Source organism: Archangium violaceum, from assembly GCF_016859125.1.
In the GTDB taxonomy this organism is placed as follows: Bacteria; Myxococcota; Myxococcia; order Myxococcales; family Myxococcaceae; genus Archangium; species Archangium violaceum_A.
Genome location: NZ_CP069338.1, coordinates 9,600,707 through 9,617,961 on the forward strand (window position 1 = coordinate 9,600,707; position 17,255 = coordinate 9,617,961).

At 68.1% G+C, this 17,255-nt stretch carries 14 protein-coding genes and 1 tRNA gene; 8 read left to right on the forward strand and 7 right to left on the reverse strand.

Going from position 1 to position 17,255, the window contains the following annotated elements:
• Window positions 1–6 precede the first annotated feature (6 nt).
• Window positions 7–2,682, reverse strand: a complete 2,676-nt coding sequence (gene valS, locus JQX13_RS40565) for a valine--tRNA ligase (RefSeq protein WP_203404762.1) — start codon at window positions 2,680–2,682, stop codon at window positions 7–9.
• Window positions 2,683–2,988: 306 nt separating this feature from the next.
• On the opposite strand from valS, the gene JQX13_RS40570 reads away from it, so the two are divergent.
• Together JQX13_RS40570 and JQX13_RS55700 are read left to right on the forward strand one after the other, a co-directional pair.
• Window positions 2,989–3,384 carry a hypothetical protein gene (locus JQX13_RS40570; protein WP_239014153.1) on the forward strand — a complete coding sequence of 132 codons (396 nt, stop codon included), beginning with the start codon at window positions 2,989–2,991 and terminating at the stop codon, window positions 3,382–3,384.
• 6 nt (window positions 3,385–3,390) lie between these two features.
• Window positions 3,391–5,061, forward strand: a complete 1,671-nt coding sequence (locus tag JQX13_RS55700) for a type IV pilus twitching motility protein PilT (protein WP_203404764.1) — start codon at window positions 3,391–3,393, stop codon at window positions 5,059–5,061.
• Window positions 5,062–5,157: 96 nt separating this feature from the next.
• Here JQX13_RS55700 and JQX13_RS40580 read toward each other — a convergent pair whose 3' ends face one another.
• The gene (locus JQX13_RS40580; RefSeq protein WP_203404765.1) at window positions 5,158–6,690 is read right to left on the reverse strand and encodes an MFS transporter; all 1,533 of its coding nucleotides are present in this window, start codon (window positions 6,688–6,690) and stop codon (window positions 5,158–5,160) included.
• 181 nt (window positions 6,691–6,871) lie between these two features.
• On the opposite strand from JQX13_RS40580, the gene JQX13_RS40585 reads away from it, so the two are divergent.
• The 4 genes from JQX13_RS40585 (at window position 6,872) to JQX13_RS40600 (ending at window position 9,073) form a co-directional block, all read left to right on the forward strand.
• Entirely contained in the window at window positions 6,872–7,876 is a 1,005-nt protein-coding gene (locus JQX13_RS40585; RefSeq protein ID WP_203404766.1) for a polyprenyl synthetase family protein, read from the forward strand.
• The gene (locus tag JQX13_RS40590) at window positions 7,873–8,451 is read left to right on the forward strand and encodes a GbsR/MarR family transcriptional regulator (RefSeq protein WP_203404767.1); all 579 of its coding nucleotides are present in this window, start codon (window positions 7,873–7,875) and stop codon (window positions 8,449–8,451) included. Before JQX13_RS40585 ends, JQX13_RS40590 begins: the two co-directional genes overlap by 4 nt.
• Before the next feature lie 28 nt (window positions 8,452–8,479).
• Window positions 8,480–9,001, forward strand: a complete 522-nt coding sequence (locus tag JQX13_RS40595) for a gamma-glutamylcyclotransferase (protein ID WP_203404768.1) — start codon at window positions 8,480–8,482, stop codon at window positions 8,999–9,001.
• A tRNA-Arg gene (locus JQX13_RS40600) sits at window positions 8,992–9,073 on the forward strand. The genes JQX13_RS40595 and JQX13_RS40600 overlap by 10 nt, the downstream gene beginning before the upstream one ends.
• Here JQX13_RS40600 and JQX13_RS40605 read toward each other — a convergent pair.
• Together JQX13_RS40605 and JQX13_RS40610 are read right to left on the reverse strand one after the other, a co-directional pair.
• Window positions 9,046–9,378 (reverse strand): GNAT family N-acetyltransferase, encoded by a 333-nt coding sequence (locus JQX13_RS40605; RefSeq protein ID WP_203404769.1) that lies wholly within the window; start codon window positions 9,376–9,378, stop codon window positions 9,046–9,048. The two genes, JQX13_RS40600 and JQX13_RS40605, sit on opposite strands and share 28 nt — an antisense overlap.
• Before the next feature lie 70 nt (window positions 9,379–9,448).
• Window positions 9,449–9,964, reverse strand: coding sequence for a hypothetical protein (locus JQX13_RS40610; RefSeq protein ID WP_203404770.1), 516 nt, complete (start codon window positions 9,962–9,964; stop codon window positions 9,449–9,451).
• Window positions 9,965–10,043: 79 nt separating this feature from the next.
• On the opposite strand from JQX13_RS40610, the gene JQX13_RS40615 reads away from it, so the two are divergent.
• Window positions 10,044–11,603 carry an FAD-dependent oxidoreductase gene (locus tag JQX13_RS40615; RefSeq protein WP_203404771.1) on the forward strand — a complete coding sequence of 520 codons (1,560 nt, stop codon included), beginning with the start codon at window positions 10,044–10,046 and terminating at the stop codon, window positions 11,601–11,603.
• A gap of 283 nt (window positions 11,604–11,886) precedes the next feature.
• Window positions 11,887–12,669, forward strand: coding sequence for an arylamine N-acetyltransferase family protein (locus tag JQX13_RS40620; protein ID WP_203404772.1), 783 nt, complete (start codon window positions 11,887–11,889; stop codon window positions 12,667–12,669).
• An 11-nt stretch (window positions 12,670–12,680) separates the two neighbouring features.
• On the opposite strand, the gene JQX13_RS40625 is transcribed toward JQX13_RS40620, so the two are convergent.
• From JQX13_RS40625 to JQX13_RS40635, 3 genes are all read right to left on the reverse strand, one after another.
• Window positions 12,681–13,982, reverse strand: a complete 1,302-nt coding sequence (locus tag JQX13_RS40625; protein ID WP_203404773.1) for a UDP-glucose dehydrogenase family protein — start codon at window positions 13,980–13,982, stop codon at window positions 12,681–12,683.
• 72 nt (window positions 13,983–14,054) lie between these two features.
• Window positions 14,055–15,791 (reverse strand): MDR family MFS transporter, encoded by a 1,737-nt coding sequence (locus JQX13_RS40630; protein WP_203404774.1) that lies wholly within the window; start codon window positions 15,789–15,791, stop codon window positions 14,055–14,057.
• Window positions 15,792–15,810: 19 nt separating this feature from the next.
• Window positions 15,811–17,115, reverse strand: coding sequence for a glycosyltransferase (locus JQX13_RS40635; RefSeq protein WP_203404775.1), 1,305 nt, complete (start codon window positions 17,113–17,115; stop codon window positions 15,811–15,813).
• Window positions 17,116–17,255: the final 140 nt, after the last annotated feature.

Sequence of the window (17,255 nt, forward strand, 5' to 3'; positions counted from 1 at the left end):
GAGTCGTCACGCCTCGGTGGGCTCCGGGGTCTTCTCCGCGGCGGGCGCCAGCTCGAAGTCGATGATCTCGAACGTGCCGTCGGCCAGCTCCGCCTTCTCCACCAGCTCCGCGCTCTGGCAGCGGGTCGCGGACAGAACGTCCTCCCGCACCCGCTCGAAGCCGGCGAGGGTGGCGGCATTCGCCGCGAGCTTCATGCGAGCGACGCCCCGGCCCACGCCCACTCCCGACTCGCTCTTGCGCTTGTTGATCGCCTGCTGCGCGCCCTCCGCGAGCTGGAACGAGGCCGGGTTCTCCGGCTTCGCGATGCCCTCGAAGGTCCTCGCATCGGGCCACGGGGCGCGGTGGATGCTCTTGTGCCCCGTCTCCTCCGCGAAGGCCCAGCTCCACACCTCCTCGGTGATGTAGGGCAGCACCGGCGCGAACAGCCGCAGCAGCACGTTCAGGCCCAGCCTCAGCGCCGCCACCGCCGAGCCGCGCGCATCCTCGCCACCGGCGGACTCACCGCGCGCACGCGCCTTCACCAGTTCCAGGTACGTGTCCGTGAAGCTCGACCAGAAGAAGCTCTCCGTGTTCGCCAGCGCCGGCGCGAACTCGAAGTCCTTGTAGGACGCCGTCGCCGCCTCCACCACGCCCGCCAGCTTCGCCACGAAGGCCCGGTCCAACTCGTGGGTGATGGGGTGCTCCTGCGCCGTCTGGCTCAGCACGTACTTGCCCGCGTTGAAGAGCTTCGTCACGAGCCGCTTGCCCACCTTGAAGACCTTCTCGTCGAAGGCGGTGTCCGTGCCCAGGCGTGCCGAGGCCGACCAGTAGCGCACCGCGTCCGCCCCGTAGTTCTCCAGCAGGTGCATGGGCGTGATGACGTTGCCCTTGCTCTTGGACATCTTCTTGCGGTCCGGATCCAGGATCCACCCGGAGATGATCACGTGCTTCCAGGGGATGGAGTCCTCGTGCAGCATCGCCTTGGCGATGGTGTAGAAGGCCCACGTCCGGATGATCTCGTGGCTCTGCGGCCGGATGTCCGCCGGGAACAGGTTGCGGTGGCGCTTCTCGTCCAGCACCCACCCCGAGGCGATCTGCGGCGTCAGCGAGCTGGTGAACCAGGTGTCGAACACGTCCGACTCGGCCGTGAAGCCGTTGGGCTGGTCGCGCTGGGAGGCCTCGTAGCCAGGGGGCAGATCCACCGTTGGATCCACCGGCAGCCGCTCGCGCGTCGCGAGGATGGGCTTGTCGTGGACGGGGTTGCCCTCCGCGTCCAGCGGGTACCACACGGGGAATTGCACGCCGAAGTAGCGCTGGCGGCTGATGCACCAGTCGAGCTGCAGGTTCTCCGTCCAGTTGCGGTAGCGCGAGCCCATGTGCTCGGGGTGCCACTTCACCCGCTCACCGAAGCGCAGCAGCTGCTCCTTCTTGTCCATCAACCGCACGAACCACTGGCGCGTGGAGATGAACTCGAGCGGCTGATCTCCCTTCTCGAAGAACTTCACGTCGCGCTGGAGGGGCTTCGGCTCGCCGATCAGCGGAACGCCCAGGCCCGGCTTCGACGCGGCGTCCTCGCGCCGCAGCAGCTCCACCATGGCCGTCCGGGCCTGCTTCACCGACTTGCCCTGCAGGCCCGTGTAGAAACCCTGCGCCGCCGTGGCGTCGAGGCTCTCCCAGCCCGGCGTCCCGAAGGTGACGGGCATCAGCCGCCCGTTGCGCCCGATGATCTGCCGCAGCGGCAGCTTCTGCTGACGCCACCAGAGCACGTCCGTGGCGTCACCGAAGGTGCACACCATCAGGATGCCCGTGCCCTTGGTGGGGTCCGCCAGCTCGCTCGGGAAGATGGGCACCGGGACGCGGAAGAGCGGGGTGATGGCGCGCTTGCCGAAGAGGCCCTTGTAGCGCTCGTCCTCCGGGTGCGCGGTGACGCCCACGCACGCCGCCAGCAGCTCCGGCCGCGTGGTGGCGATGGTGAAGCGCGCGTCCGAGCCCTCCACGCCGAACTCGATGTCGTGGAACGCGCCCGCCTGCGGCCGATCCTCCACCTCCGCCTGCGCCACCGCCGTCTGGAAGTCCACGTCCCACATCGTGGGCGCCGTCACCGAGTACGCGTGGCCCTTCTCGTACAAGTCCAGGAAGGAGAGCTGCGCCAGCTGGCGGCTGTGATCGTCGATGGTGGCGTACTCCTCGCTCCAGTCCACCGACAGGCCGATGCGCCGGAACAGCCCCTTGAAGACCTGCTCGTCCTGCTGTGTCACCTGGTGGCACAGCTCGATGAAGTTGGGGCGAGACACCGTGCGCGGCGGCTGTTTGGCGGCCTCGGCCGAGACCTGCTCCATGCGCAGGCCGGGCTCGTGCGGGGTGCGGACGTCGGCGCGCACGTTGAAGTAGTTCTGCACCCGGCGCTCGGTGGGCAGGCCGTTGTCGTCCCAGCCCATGGGGTAGAAGATGTTCCGTCCGAGCATACGCTGCTGCCGGGCGATGACGTCCGTATGCGTGTAGCTGAAGATGTGGCCCACGTGCAGCGAGCCGGACACCGTCGGCGGCGGCGTGTCGACGACGAAGGTCTCCTCCCGCGAGCGCGAGGGATCGTACCGGTAGAGACCCTCCGACTCCCACCAGGCATCGAGGCGCTTCTCGACGTTTTCTGCCTCGAAGTGCTTCGGGAGGAGCTCGGGATTGATGGAACGGAACGTCTTCATGGCGAAGTGGGTGTGTAGGACGTTGTAGGAAGGGAAGCTGGCAAGGAAAAATCCCCCTGCTACCACGGTTTCTCCGAGTGGAGATCGCTGATCGCGGGGACTGGCGCCGGATGTGCCGCGGCCGCTCGGTACGACTGAGGGTAGGAAATGTGCGTACCCGGGGTCCGGATTCCTGGGGGGCACGTCGAATGTGCTAAACAACGCACATCTCGCTGACCCCCCCCTATGCTGGAATCCCTCTCCGTTCCCAAGCGACGCGTAGCGGCCCAGTTCGTCCTTCCCGGCGGCTCGTCGCGTGAAGTGGCCGTGTTCCTCGCCGAAGCCGCGCCCGGGCACACCGGTGGCGAGCGGTTGTCGGACCTGCTCAACAACAGTGGCTCGCAGTTCATCCCCGCGGTGGACGCGGAGACGGACGCCATGACGTTCGTCCGGTGCGAGAACCTCGCCCTGGCGCGTGTGGCCGCCGAGCTCGAGCCCAACGTCGTCGATCAGTTCACCATCCCCACCGAGCACGAGGTGGAGGTGCGACTGGTGGATGGCCAGAAGCTGCGTGGGCTCATCACCTACGTGCTGCCCGAGGCGCACTCGCGCCTGACGGACTACCTCAACAGCGCGCCCCCGTTCATCCCCGTTCTGGAGGGGGAGAAGGTCGCGCTCGTCAACAAACGTCACGTCGCGTACGTGGAAACCCTTCGCCGCTGAGAAGCCATGGCTCGGTTCGACGCCTTCATCGAGAAGCTCTACAAGGAATCCGGTGTCGCCATCATGCTGGAGACCGGCAGTGGCATCACCCTGCGGACCGCCTCGGGCAACGTGCCCATGGTGAAAGCGGGGCTCAACTCGCAGCAGATCATCGGCGCGCTCTCGGAGATCCTCCCCGCCGACATGCGCGGGAACTTCCCCGCCGAGGGAGTCACCAACTTCCCGTACGCCGCTCCCGCTGGCGCGGTGCAGGTGAAGGTGCAGAACGTCGGGGGCCACTTGAAGGTGGCTCTGGTGCCCTACAAGGCGCCCTCGCAGCCGGCGGTGAACACCGTGGCGGCGGCGCCCTCGGCCCCCGTTGCCCTGGATCTGCCTCCCGCGTCCGAGGACGACAAGCTGGAGCTGGCCTCGCCCTCCGACATGATGGAGTTGGCGGCCCGTGGCGCCGGCGGTGCATTCGCCTCCGCCGCTCCCGCCCGTGCTCCCGCGGCTCCGGCCGCCAAGGCCCCGGCCGCTCCCGCTGCTGCTCCCGCCGCCGAGCAGAAGCCGGCCATCCAGGTGCTGCCGGTGGATGGGGCGGACACGGATGCGCTCCAGGCCCTGCGCGCGCTGTTGGATCGCATGCTCGACAAGAAGGCCTCGGACCTCCACCTGTCGAGCACCGTGGTGCCCATGCTGCGCATCGACGGCGACATGGTGCCGCAGGAGGACTACCGGCCCCTGTCCCCCGAGCGCCTCAAGGCGATGCTCTGGACGATCGCTCCGGAGAAGAACAAGAAGCAGTGGGAGGAGATGCGCGACACGGACTTCGCCTACGAGACCGAGCGCGCCCGCTTCCGCGTCAACGTCTTCGAGGATCGCAAGGGCATCGGCTCGGTGATGCGGCAGATCCCCAACAAGATCATGACCGCCGAGGACATGGGGCTCTCCAAGCACATCCTCGACCTGTGCTTCCTCAGCAAGGGGCTGGTGCTCGTCACGGGTCCGACGGGCTCGGGTAAGTCCACGACGCTGGCCGCGATGATCGATTTCATCAATCGCAATCGCGAGGACCACATCATCACGATCGAGGACCCGATCGAGTTCGTGCACCCGAACAAGAAGTGCCTGGTCAACCAGCGCGAGGTGCACGTCCATACCCAGGGCTTCAAGAACGCCCTGCGCGCCGCCCTCCGCGAGGACCCGGACATCGTGCTGGTGGGCGAAATGCGAGACCTCGAGACGATCGCCATCGCGATCGAAACGGCCGAAACGGGCCACCTCGTCTTCGGAACGCTGCACACCAACACGGCGCCCTCGACGGTGGACCGCATCATCGACCAGTTCCCCGCGGACCGGCAGGAGCAGATCCGCATGATGCTCTCCGAGTCCCTCAAGGGCGTCATCTCGCAGATGCTGGTGAAGAAGATCGGCGGAGGCCGCGTGCCGGCGCAGGAGGTGCTCCTGTGCACCAACTCCGTGTCCAACCTCATTCGCGAGGGAAAGACGTTCCAGATTCCCTCCATCATGCAGACCTCGCGCGGCATCGGCATGCAGACGCTCAACGATGCCCTGCTGGATCTGGTGAAGAAGAAGCTGTGCGAGCCGAACGATGCGTACGTCAAGGCCATCGCCAAGGCGGAGTTCAAGCAGATGCTGGAGCGCGCGGGCTTCAAGATCGACCTGCCGACCTCCTGAGTCCCCGGAATGAGTCTCGGGAGTGGGGCGCCGCCGCGCTCTCTCCTCGGACCTGTCCGACAGTCGGACAAGTCGCGGAGGAACGCGGCCAGTGGGTCAGGGCCTGGTGCTGGCGGACGGGCTGTCGGCGAGCACTGGGGCCTGAGCGGGCTCCCGCGCCGCACGGGCCTGGAGCCACGAGCCCACCAGCGACACCAGTGCCCCCAATGAGCGCACCGGCTTCGCGTCCGGCTCGACGATGCGCATGGCCAGGAAGGCCGCGGCCACCCGCGTCACCGCGGACAGCACGAAGAGCACGTGCAGGTTCACCCAGAGGTGGCCCCCGAGGGTGAACTCCGTGGGCAGCAGGCTCGCCAGTCCCCCGCCCAGCGTCGAGGCCGCCGCGTAGGCCAACCCACCCGCCGTGGAGAACGCCGCGAGGTAGAAGGGACGGCCCTTGCGCGGTGCCACCGACAGCGGCAGCGCGAAGATGGCCAGGCCATGGCCACCCCAGAGCGCGCCGGCCATCACCACGTCCAGCAGCAGCGGCCAGAGGAACGTGGCCGTGGGGAACAGCCAGATGGCGGGGATGAAGCCGATTCCCAGCGAGCACGCCAGCAGCACCGGCTGGGCTCCCAGTCTGTCGATGAGCTTGCCCCACAGGGGCGCGGTGAGCATGCGCATCCCGGCCACCGCCGCCAGGTACAGCGCCATGGTCAGGAAGCTCATCTTCAGGTTCTTCAGCATGTGGAACGAGAAGAAGGGCGCGGACAGACCCACCGCCGCGTTCCAGGCCACCTGATACAGCAGCACCCGGCGCGCCCGATCGTCACGCAGCGGCAGCAGGGCCACGTGGAAGTCCAGCTTCGTCTTCTCCCTGCTCGGCGCGGGATCATGCTGGCGCGCCATCAGCACCGTGGTCACCAGGCCCGCCACGCAGGCGAGCGCCGCCAGCAGCGGCAGACCCACGCCCACGCCCTCGGGAGGGCGCAGCTTGTCCATCACCACGCCCGCCACCAGCGAGGTCAGCGTGCCACCCAGTGTGCACAGCGCCGTGCGCCGGCCGAAGAATCGCCCCCGGATGGACTCGGGCACCAGCTCGCCCATCCACGCCACCCAGGCGTTGTTGCCGATGACGCCCAGCACGGCCGACACCGCCGCCACCGCCACCAGCAGCCGCTGTTGCCCCTCCAGCGTCAGCGGCAGCCAGGGCAACACGCACAGCGGCAGCATCACCTGACGCGACAGGAACACCGCCACCAGCGCCACACGCCGGTAGCCAAAGGTGGACGTCAGCCACGCCGCCGGGAATTGAATGAACTGGGCGAAGAAGGGCAGGGCGGTCATCACCCCCACCAGGAAGGGCCCCAGCTTCAGCGCCAGCGCCCAGGCGGTGAGCACCGTGGCTCCCGCGCACGCGGTGAACACCTCCGCCACGATGCCCTCGGACACCGAGGCCTTCAGCGAGCAACGCAGGGCCCTGCGTCCCGCGGTGTCCGGAGCGGACGTCGCGGTGGTGCTCGCGGCGGGAGCCCCCAGCAGCGGGGCGGCGGAACCCGGCAGCGAGTTTCCAGGCCGGAAGAGGGGAACGGCGGATGCCAGGGCAGCGAAGCTGCGCAGAACGTTGCGGCGCACGACGGCGAGTGACACACGAACCCTTGTGGCTGTAGAGGCCGAGTCTGTCTCACGACGCACCGCGCCCACTCAAACCGACCTCCCGGGCCTGCCTGCCGCCCTTGCAGGCCCCTCCGCCTGCCCGGCCATGCAGGAAGCAGGTGCAGTTCACACGGTCTTGAACTATATGAACGGGCCCAGAGGAGAAGAGGGGTACATGGAACTCGCGCGTGAACTGGCGGATTTTCTGGGGAGCGTGGAGCAGCGGCTGGGCTCGATGCTCGAGGATGGGGATGCGGGCCCAGGTGTGAAGGGCGATACGCTCATGGAGGCCGCGCGCCACCTGTGCATCGGCACCGGCGGCAAACGCGCCCGCCCCCTCCTGGTGCGCCTGTTCGGCGGCGCGGTGGGCGTGGCCCCCGAGAAGCTCGTGGACGTGGCCGTGGCCTCGGAGATGATCCACTCCTCCAGCCTCCTGCACGACGACGTGGTGGACGCCGGCATGTACCGCCGCGCCCGGCCCACGGTGAACGCCCGCTGGGGCAACATCGTCGCGGTGATGAGCGGGGACCTCATCCTGTCCACCGCGCTCCACCGCCTGTCCACCCTGGACTCGCGCCTCACCCAGAGCGCCCTGGCCGTGGTCATGGAGATGTCCCGCGCCGCCATCACCGAGGTGGAGTCCCGCGGCAACCTGGATCTGCCCCTGGAGCGCCTGCGCTACGTCGCCGAGGGCAAGACGGGCTCGCTCTTCGGCTGGTGTGGCAGTGCCGCCGCCACGCTCGCCGGTCTGCCCGAGGCCGCCGAGCGCTTCGATCGCTTCGGCCGCCGCTTCGGCGTGGCCTTCCAGATCGCCGATGACATCCGCGACGTGCTTGGCACGGATCCCGGCAAGCCGCGCTACGCCGACGTGCTCTCGGGGACGCCCTCGCTGCCCATCCTCCTGGCGGTGGCGCGTGACGGCAGCCTGAAGAGCAAGCTGAAGGACGCCTGGGCCTTCACCACGGTGAACCCCGAGCGCACCCGCGCCATCGGCGACGCCATCGAGGCCACCGGCGCCGTGGAGCTGGCCATGGAGCGGATGAACAAGGAGCTCGAGGCCGCCCTGGACGCGCTCGGGCCGTACGGCCAGCAGGGCACGGGCGCGGAGCTGGTGGACTGGGCACGCAAGCTGTCCGTGGGCATCGCCGCCCAGGCGCAGGAACGGAGCCGCGCTGCATGAAAGGCTACCTGTGGACAGGCGGTCTCGAATCGGCCCGGGGGGTGGGCTCGAACAACGGACGTCTCGCTCCCTGGGAAGCCATCGCCGTCGATGCCGTTGGCAATGTGATTGAGTTCTGGGGCTTCAAGCGCAACCAGGGCCGCGTCTGGGCCCTGCTGTACCTGCGCGGCGAGCCCCTCACCGCCGGAGAGCTCGAGCGCGAGCTGGAGCTCTCCAAGGGCGGAGTGTCCATGCTGCTCAGGGATCTGGAGCGCTGGGGCGTGGTGCGGCGCGTGCGCTCGCCCCAGGACAGCGCCTGGCGCTACGCCGCCGAGACGGATCTCATCCGCATGGTGTCGCATGTGATCGAGCAGCGGGAGGCCGGCTTCATCGAGCGCATCCGCGCCGATCTGGCCGAGGCCCGGCGGCTCGCCCAGGCGGCGGGGAACGTTCCTCCCGAACATCTCTCCCGGCTGGAGAAGATGGCCACCCTTGCCGAGCACGTCGAGCGCGCGTTACGGCTGTTCATCAAGACGGCGCGCCTGGACGTGGGCGCCATCCTCGGCGCGCTGCGCGAGGACTCGAACCGGCAGTGAGACGGCCTGGGGGCCCGAGGAGCACGGCATGGACTCGCATTACGATCAGGTGATGAAGGCGCGGAACACGGCGGATACCGCGGCCTCGAAGCTGTACTTCGCCTACTCGACGATCCTGGACCGGGCGGCCTTCGAGGAGTGGCGCTCGCAGCACGGCTACGACTTCTTCGAGCTGCCCGAGGGCAAGCTGGCCGAGGCGCTGGACGTGGACCTGGTGTACGACTTCCCCTCGAGGTGGTGGGGAGGGCGGGTGGCGGGGCTGACGGACGCGCCGGGCAGGAGCGTGTACGGGAGGCTCTTCGAGATTGGCGGAAAGGACTGGCCCATCATCCAGCACAAGGAGGGCGCGGTGACGAGCATGTGCGTGGAGCGGCTCGTGCGCGTCCGGGTGGAGGGGCAGGAACTGCAGGCCACGGCGTTCGTGACGTCGCCGAGGCGCGCGTCCACCGAGGGCCCCCTCAGCCAGCGGTTCATCGAGGCGCTGGTGCGTGGCGCGCAGAGCGCGGGACTGCCCGCGGAGTACATCGAGCGGCTGCGCCGCGGGGAGTAGGGGATGGCGGTGGGTCGAGCCCCCTGGGTCCGAGACCAGGGGACTCAGGTTCGAGTCCTGTCTCCCCGACCATGAAAAGCCCTGGAGTTTCGAGCTATCTGGTGGGTCTCCCCAAACTCGGCGGAGATGAATCCCGCCCGCGTCAGTAGCGCCCTGCCAATCCCCTGCCGCTGGAACCTCGGGTGGATGTACAACGCCAGAGTGCAGTCCACCCCCCGCACACGCCGGGTCACCAGGACGCCCGCCGGCTGGCCGTCGACACAGGCCATCAGGGCCGTCTCACCCGCCTTCGGGAGGAGGAAGGTGAGCGAGTCGTCCTCGAGCAGCGTGTACATCGATTCGAGCACACCCAGTCCCGCGTAGAGCACTGGGCCCACGCCTCACGCAGGATGCGCCGGACACCCTCGCGGTCCGAGGCGTCGAATTTTCGGATGGAAGCGTGACGGCTCACTTCCAATGGTAGCCGCGCTCCGCCAGTTCCTCGTAATACCTGTCAATCCAGGCCTGGGTGGGCCCCGCGGGTTCGTCTTCCCGGCAGAACTGCGTTAGCACCTGCCGCGTCATGTCCAGCGCGGACGGTGACATGTCCGTGGAGATGACCACGGCTGGGTACGCCGTGGCGCCTGTGGCGTCGCGAACCTCGTCGAGCCACAGGTCCAGGGGGAGGAAGTACTCGCCGGGCATCTCCGGACTGCCCGCGGGGTAGAGGGGCTTGTCGTCCTCGTTGATTCGCAGGTGGATGCGCACGGCCCGGTTGCGGCTGGCATTGGCGACGACGAGGATCGGCACGCCATCCCGTTCGGCCGGGAACAGTGGGTCCCAGTCCCGTGCATCCTCGGGCTTCTCAAGGCAGTCCCGGAAGAACTCGGCCCAAAACATCTCCAGCAGCAGGAACTCCAGATCGTTCTGCTTGAAGGCCAGGAATGGAAAGGACGGATGCTTCCGTAGCTGCTCGAGGTTCATGGCCCCTCAGGTGACGAAGTTGTTGGACGGCCCGAAGGAGTCGATATCGAAGCGGATGCTCCCTCTGACAGGAAATTTCATGGCCGAACTCAAAGAAGTCCGCGTCCCCGATTTGGGCAGTTCCAACTTGACCGCGAGCCAGAGGCGCCGCGCCGTACCGTGGGCCGCCGTGCTCGGCGCGGTGGCGCTCCTCGTCGCAGCGGGCTGCAAGGTCCATGACCCAGCGACGACGCATGTCGCTGCGACCGAGCGACGGTCCCTCTCGTGCGAAATCGGCATCGTCGGCGGCGGCCCGGCCGGGACCTATATGGCGTATCGGCTGGCGCCGCGCTTCGGCGCGGGCGTCTGTCTCTTCGAAAAGGAGGTCGAGGTCGGCGGGCGCTTGCGCGACGAGACGCTCGGCGGTGTGCGGGTCGGGTGGGGGGCGCGTCGTGTCAACGACAGCCAGGGCTACGTGAAGGAGCTGGCACGCGAGCTCGACATCGAGCTCGAGACGCCGGAGCCGCGCGGCCACCTCATGCTCGTCAAAGGCCGTTTCGGCTACTCCCCCGACGACTTCGTCGACCTCTTCCCGGGGCTGAAGGGACCGCTCGATGACGATCCGGCAACGACGCGCGAGGACGAGCTCTACGCGCTGCTCCTGCGCGAGAAGGCCAGGGCGAAGGCGTATCCGAACTTCCGCGACTTCGTCGACGCCGTCGCCGGCCCGGCCTCGTCCGAGTACCTGCGCAGCGTGTCGCGATTCCACTCCGACTTCGACCTCGCCCATTCCGCCGCCAACTACATCGAAATCCTCGAGGAGGAGATGCAACTCTCGAGCGTCAACCATTACCCCGTCGGCGGCATGAGCATGTTTCCGCTCGAGCTGGCCGAGAGGGCGGCGGCCCGGGGCGTGCGCATCTACACGTCCGAGCCGCTCCTTTCCTTGGACACCGCGGGCCCCGGCCCGGGCGCCGGCTACGCCTTGCGGACGCCGAGCTACGACGTGACGGTGCGAAAGCTCGTCATCGCGGCGCCGCCGTCGGGGTTCGACTTCGTCCAAGGCCCGCTCGCCGAGGAGATTCGCGCGCAGCCCGCGTACCAGGCGCTGATTCCGCTCCGCATCGTGGTCATCAACCAGCGCTGGAGCTCGCCCTGGTGGGAGAACGTGGACAACCCGAAGCGCGAGGACCTGACCGGCAAGCCGTTTCGGGTCTACACCACCGACCACTGCGTCCAGCACACGGAGATCCCGCGGGAGCCCTACCTGGCCGGGGCGCACGTCCTTCGCTCCGTCTACGCCGAGGAGCCGAAGTGCGTCGCCTTCTGGGAGGACCTGTTCAAGAAGGGCGGCCTTCCGGCGGTGGAGGCTGAAGTCGTGCGCGGACTGAACCTGACGTTCAACACGGGCGCTCCGGGGCAGCAGATCGCCGTGCCCAAACCGCTCGAGACGACGTTCCACGTGTGGCCAGCCGGCTGGTACTACGTTCGCTCCGGGACCTCGATGACCATCGCCGAGATCGAGCGCTGGTCGATCGAGCCGCTGAAAGGTCGTGAGGACCTGATGCTCGTCGGCGAGGCGTGGAGCAACCGTCCGGGCTGGGCGATCGGTGCCTTCCGTACGGTCGACACGGTGCTCGAGGCCCGCTTCGGCTTCTGACCGGACTCACTCCTCCGTCCGATAGCCGGTTCCAAGTGTCCGCCTCTGGGTGGGCCGCGGCCCCTCCGGCCGCCTCGGCTGGCCGGCAGCACACAGAGACCCTTCTGCTCAGGCATGTGCTCACCGCACTGCGGTCAATTTGAACTTTCTGGCACCTGTTCCGCGCGAGAGGGCTTCACAGGCGGGCATGCCCGTGAGGTCGGCTCTTGCGCGGTAGACGGCGCTGCCCACCTATACCACCTTACAATGTAGGCGGTATTCTGGAGCCGGTTTGGGGGGAGCCATGGACGTCGGCCAGTACCTTCAGCGGATTGGTTACGCGGGGCCTCACGTGCCTGGGCTGGATACCCTGCGCGCGCTGCATCGTCGTCACATCGAATCCGTTCCTTTCGAGAACCTCGACATCCACAGCCAGCGGCCCATCGTCCTCGACGAGGCGGCCTTCTTCGACAAGCTCATCCGGCAGCGCCGAGGCGGGTTCTGCTACGAGCTGAACGGCCTGTTCGCCGCGCTCCTGCGCAAGCTGGGCTTCCAGGTGACGTACCTGTCGGGGCGGGTGTCCTCGGATGGCGTCCAGGACAACGGCCCCGAATTCGATCACCTCCTCCTGGAAGTCACGTGGGACGGCTCCTGGCTCGTCGACGTGGGCTTCGGTGACGCCTTCGCGGATCCACTTCCGCTCATACCGGGGCAGTGGGCCTCGCAAGGGAAGATGTTCCGCCTGGAGCAGCGGGGCGGCGATTGGGCACTCTCACAAGAGCAACCGGAGGGCACGTGGCGGCTCCTCTATGTGTTCTCGCGTGTACCGAGACGGTTGGAGGAATTCTCGGAGATGTGCCTCTACCACCAGACCTCTCCGGACTCCTTCTTTCGCAAGAATCGGCTCTGCACGCGAAAGACAGCCACGGGCAGGGTGACCTTGAGCGGGCAGCGCCTCATCATCACGGAGGCGGGGTTGCGTAGGGTGCGGATCCTCGAGATGGAGGAGGACGTCGAGCAGGCCCTGCTCGAACATTTCGGCATCCCTCGAGGGGTCCTCAACAACTCCTCGTGGCCTCCCTCGTAGCAGGCGCTGCCCTACGGCCGCCCGATGCCGGTGTACCAGAATCCGAGGGCGCGCAGTTCCTGGGGCTCCCAGATGTTGCGACCGTCGAGGAGCGTGGGCGTGCGCATGAGGCGTTTGATCCGCTCGAAGTCCGGCCGCCGGTACTCCTGCCACTCGGTGAGGAGCGCGAGGGCATCCGCGCCCTCGAGGGCCTCGTACATGTTCTCGCAGTACGTGATGCGGTCGCCGAGGACCGCTCGCACGTTGTTCATGGCCTCCGGGTCGTGCGCGCGCACCTTCGCGCCGGCCTCGAGCAACTCGCGGATCAGCACGAGCGCGGGGGCCTCGCGGATGTCGTCGGTCTGGGGCTTGAACGCGAGCCCCCACACCGCCACCGTCCGGCCCTCGAGCGCTCCGTCCAGGTGACGGCGGAGCTTCTCGAACAGCAGCCGCTTCTGCCGCTTGTTCACGGACTCGACCGCGCGCACCACCTCGAGATCGTGCCCCGCCCCCTGCGCGATCTGGATCAGCGCGGAGATGTCCTTGGGGAAGCACGAGCCGCCGAAGCCCGCGCCCGGGTACAGGAACCTGGGGCCGATGCGCGGATCCGCGCCCACGGCCTTGCGCACCCGTTCGATGTCCGCGCCCAGCTTCTCGCTGAGCACGGCCAGGTCGTTCATGAACGAGATGCGCGTCGCGAGCATCGCGTTGGCCGCGTACTTGGTCAGCTCGGCCGAGCGCGCGTCCATCTCGTGGATGTCTTCGCTCGTGCGGACCAGTGGGGTGTACAGGGTCCGCAGCACCTCGAGCGCTCGCGCGTTGTTCGAGCCGATCACCACGCGATCCGGCTTCAGGAAGTCCTCGATCGCCGCGCCCTCCTTCAAGAACTCCGGGTTGGAGGCGACGCCGAAGGGCTGATCCGTGTGACGGCGGATGCGCTCCTCGATGCGATCGGCGGTGCCCACGGGCACGGTGCTCTTGGTGACCACCACCTTGAAGCCGTTCAGGTTCTTCCCGAGGGTCTCCGCGACCGCGAAGACGGCGGACAGATCCGCGGAGCCGTCCGCCGCGGGCGGCGTGCCCACGGCGATGATGACGACCTCGGCGGCGCGGATCGCGGTGGCGAGGTCCGTCGAGAAGGTCAGGCGCCCGGCCTTGACGTTGGTCTCGATGAGGGCGTCGAGCCCGGGCTCGTAGATGGGGACCTCGCCGCGCTTCAGGCGCGCGATCTTCGTCTCATCGACGTCCACGCAGACGACGTCATTCCCGATGTCCGCGAACCCCACACCGGCCACCAGGCCGACGTAACCCGTTCCAATGACTGCAAGTCGCATGTGTCTTCCCGTGGTGCTTGAAGCGTTCCGCTGACGACCGTCAGCGTGTGATTGCGGAGAGGTGAGGGGGGCCTACTCGCTCGCCAACGAAGGCTCCGGAGCGGTGGCTTTGCGCAGTGGGATCTCGCGGGTGAACAAGGCGAGGAGCAGTGCGCACAGCCCCACGAGCAGTGCCCAATCATAGACGCGCGTCACGGCCTTGGTGAATGACAGGCGCACCGCCTGCTCGCCTGCGCGACCGAGCTCGAGCACCCGCGCTTCCTCCCGCGTGAGCGCTTCCTCGTTGGCGCCGGGCTCGCGTCGCAGGGTGTCGTAGTGCGCGCGGACCTCGTCCGCGATGCGCGCGCTGGCCGAGCCCTGACCTGCGCCAGGGCTCTCCTCCGACACTCCGCCTCTCTGGAGGCTCTCCGTATCGAACCAGCGATCGAACCGCTCGTGCATGGCCACGGGCAGCTCCGCGCGCACGGGCCCGAGCGTGTCCGTGAGCGCATGAGCCAGCGACGTGGTGAGGATGATGCCGAAGACCGCGCTGCCCAGGGCCTGTCCGAGCTGCTGGAAGAACTGCCGGCCCGCCGTGGCGGTACCCACCTGATGTGGCGGCACGGCGTTCTGGATGGACAGGGTGAGCATCGGGAGCACGGGGCCCATGCCGCAGCCGAAGACGAAGGTGCTCACGCCAATGTCCCAGAGGGTGCTCTCCGCCGTGAGCGTGCTCAGCAGGAACAGCCCCAGGCACAGCAGCACGAGGCCCACCACGATGACCCCCTTGTAGCGACCGGTGCGGCTCACCAGTCGCGCCGTCAGGAGCGAGGTCGGCACCACCGCGGCCGTGAGCGGCATCATCGCCATTCCCGCCTCCCTCGCCGTGGCTCCGAGCCCATTGACGGCGAAGATCGACAGGAAGAGCAGGGCGGCGAAGAACGCCGCGCCGGTGCACACCGACGTCAGGCACACCAGCACGAACACGCGGCTGCGGAACAGCGCGAACGGGATGATCGCGTGAGGCGTGCGTCGCTCGACGAGGATGAACAGCACCAACCCCACGAGCGACAGGGCGAGCATCCCGAGCACCCCGGGTGACAGCCACGCCTCGAGCGGCCGATTCCCCCGCAGCGTGAGCAGGAAGGGCACCGTCGCGATGATCAACAGCAGGGCGCCGAGCCAGTCCACCTTGCTGGCGAGGCCGCTGTGCAGCCGTGGCATCTTGCTCACGATGAACGCGACCGCGATGGCGCCGAGCGGCAGGTTGATGAAGAAGACCCAGCGCCAGCCCACCGTGTCCGTGAGCGTGCCGCCCAGGACTGGACCGATGATGCTGGAGACGGCGAACACCGTGCCGAAGATGCCCTGGTAGCGCGCTCGCTCGGCGGGGACGAACAGGTCCGCCGGCACGGCGAAGGCGGTGGAGGTGATCGCCGCCGCGCCGAGCCCCTGGATCCCCCGGAAGATCACCAGCGCCAGCATGGAGCCCGCCAGGCCGCACAGCACCGAGCCCAGCAGGAAGATGCCGATCCCCACGAGGATGACCGTCTTGCGGCCAAAGCTGTCCGAGAGCTTCCCGTAGATGGGCACCATGGTGGTGCTGGCGAGCAGGTACGACGTCGAGGTCCACGCGAAGAGCTCCATGCCCTGGAGCTCGGCGACGATGCGTGGCAGGGCCGTGGCGACGATCGTCTGATCGAGCGCGGCCAGGAACAGGCCCATCATCACGCCGGCCAGGACGAGCGCCTTCGTGCGCGGCGAGAGTGTATTCGCGTAGTCGATGCGCTCGCCGGGCATCGTCGCGGGGGCGGTAACAGTCATTGTCATGGTGATGTCCAGGCCGTTGTCAGGCCGCGGAGGCCCGGGTCGTGCCGCCCGCTCTCCGCTCGAAGGCGATCCGCTCGAGCGCTCGGGCGGCGACCTGCTCGTCCTTGAGTTGCTTGATCTCGGCGGCGGCGCGTTGGGCGCGGGCTCGGATTCCGTCGTCCGCCAGGAGCGCGTTCAGCTCGGCGCGGATCGCCTCGGGGGTCGCCTTCTTCAGGGGCAGGTAGCGCCCGAGCCCCGCTCGCTCCACCAGCGTCGCGTTCAGGATCTGATCGCCGAAGAGGGGGATGACCAGCATGGGCAGCCCGTACGTCAGGGCGCGTCCCACCGTTCCCCAGCCACCATGGGTGATCAGCGCCCGCGCCTGGGGAAACACCGCATCGTGCGGAACGTACTGCTCGATACGGATATGGGCGCCGAGCCCCGCGGGAATGTCCCGGGCACCCGCGGACGTGGCGAGGACGGGGACGTTCATCGGCGCGACGGCCTCCAACACCCTCCGGAACAGGCCGTTGTCACCGGGAGTCGTCGTCGTGCTGATGATCACGGTCCCGGGATCGACCCGCAGCGCCTCTTCGCGGGCCTTGGCGGGGACGTTGAAGGCCGTCGGACCGGCGAACAGCTGGTTGTCTCGGAGCGGGATGTCACCGGCGAGGCCCCGGTGGGCCATGACGATGTGCAGCCTGGGCGAGATCATCGACTGCACGAGCTCCGCCGTACGGCCGGTATGGGGAGGGAGGCCGAGCCTGGCTCGTGGCGCCCGCAGGGAGATGAACTGGTTGAAGAACGCGTGCGCCAGCGCGGGGACCTTGCCGAGGTGCCGCAGCGGCGGCTGCACGTTGAACATCAAGGGCAGCTCATCGCGCGTGAGGGTGGTGCCCATGTTCCCGGCGCTCACCCAGGGGATGCCGGCACGCTCCGCGGCCCAGGCCGCGCCAACCTCGAAGAAGTCGTAGACCACGCAGTCCACCTGCTCGCGCGTGAGGATGGGCTCGAGCTCGAGCGCGAGCTGGACATTGTTCGCATGCGCGAAGCCGCGGAACTGCGCGAGGAAGAACGGAACCCTCGGCATCCAGCGTGGCAGCTCGGAGTGTGCGCCGATTGTCGCGAGGTCCTGCAGATCCAGCTGGTGCTCGTAGGGGAGCAGCTCCGCGCCGGCGGCCTTCACCTCGGCCGCCTTGGTGGCCTTCGCCTTGAACAGCACCCGGTGTCCACGGGAGGTGAGCTGCTGCGCGAGATCGAGCACACGCAGGAAGTGTCCTGGCGCGGTCGAGCTCGTCAGCAAGAACGTGGCGGGCTTTCGGGAAGCATCGGAGATCGAGGGCATGCTCGTGTCCTGCACGGGGGGAGTCGGGGGAGAGGGGCTCACGCATCCGCGTGAACGACCGCAACAAGAAGTTGCGATGCCTATAGATCCGTCGCGTCAGCATCGCAACGAGAAGTTGCGATGCTCGCCCGAGCGCCAGG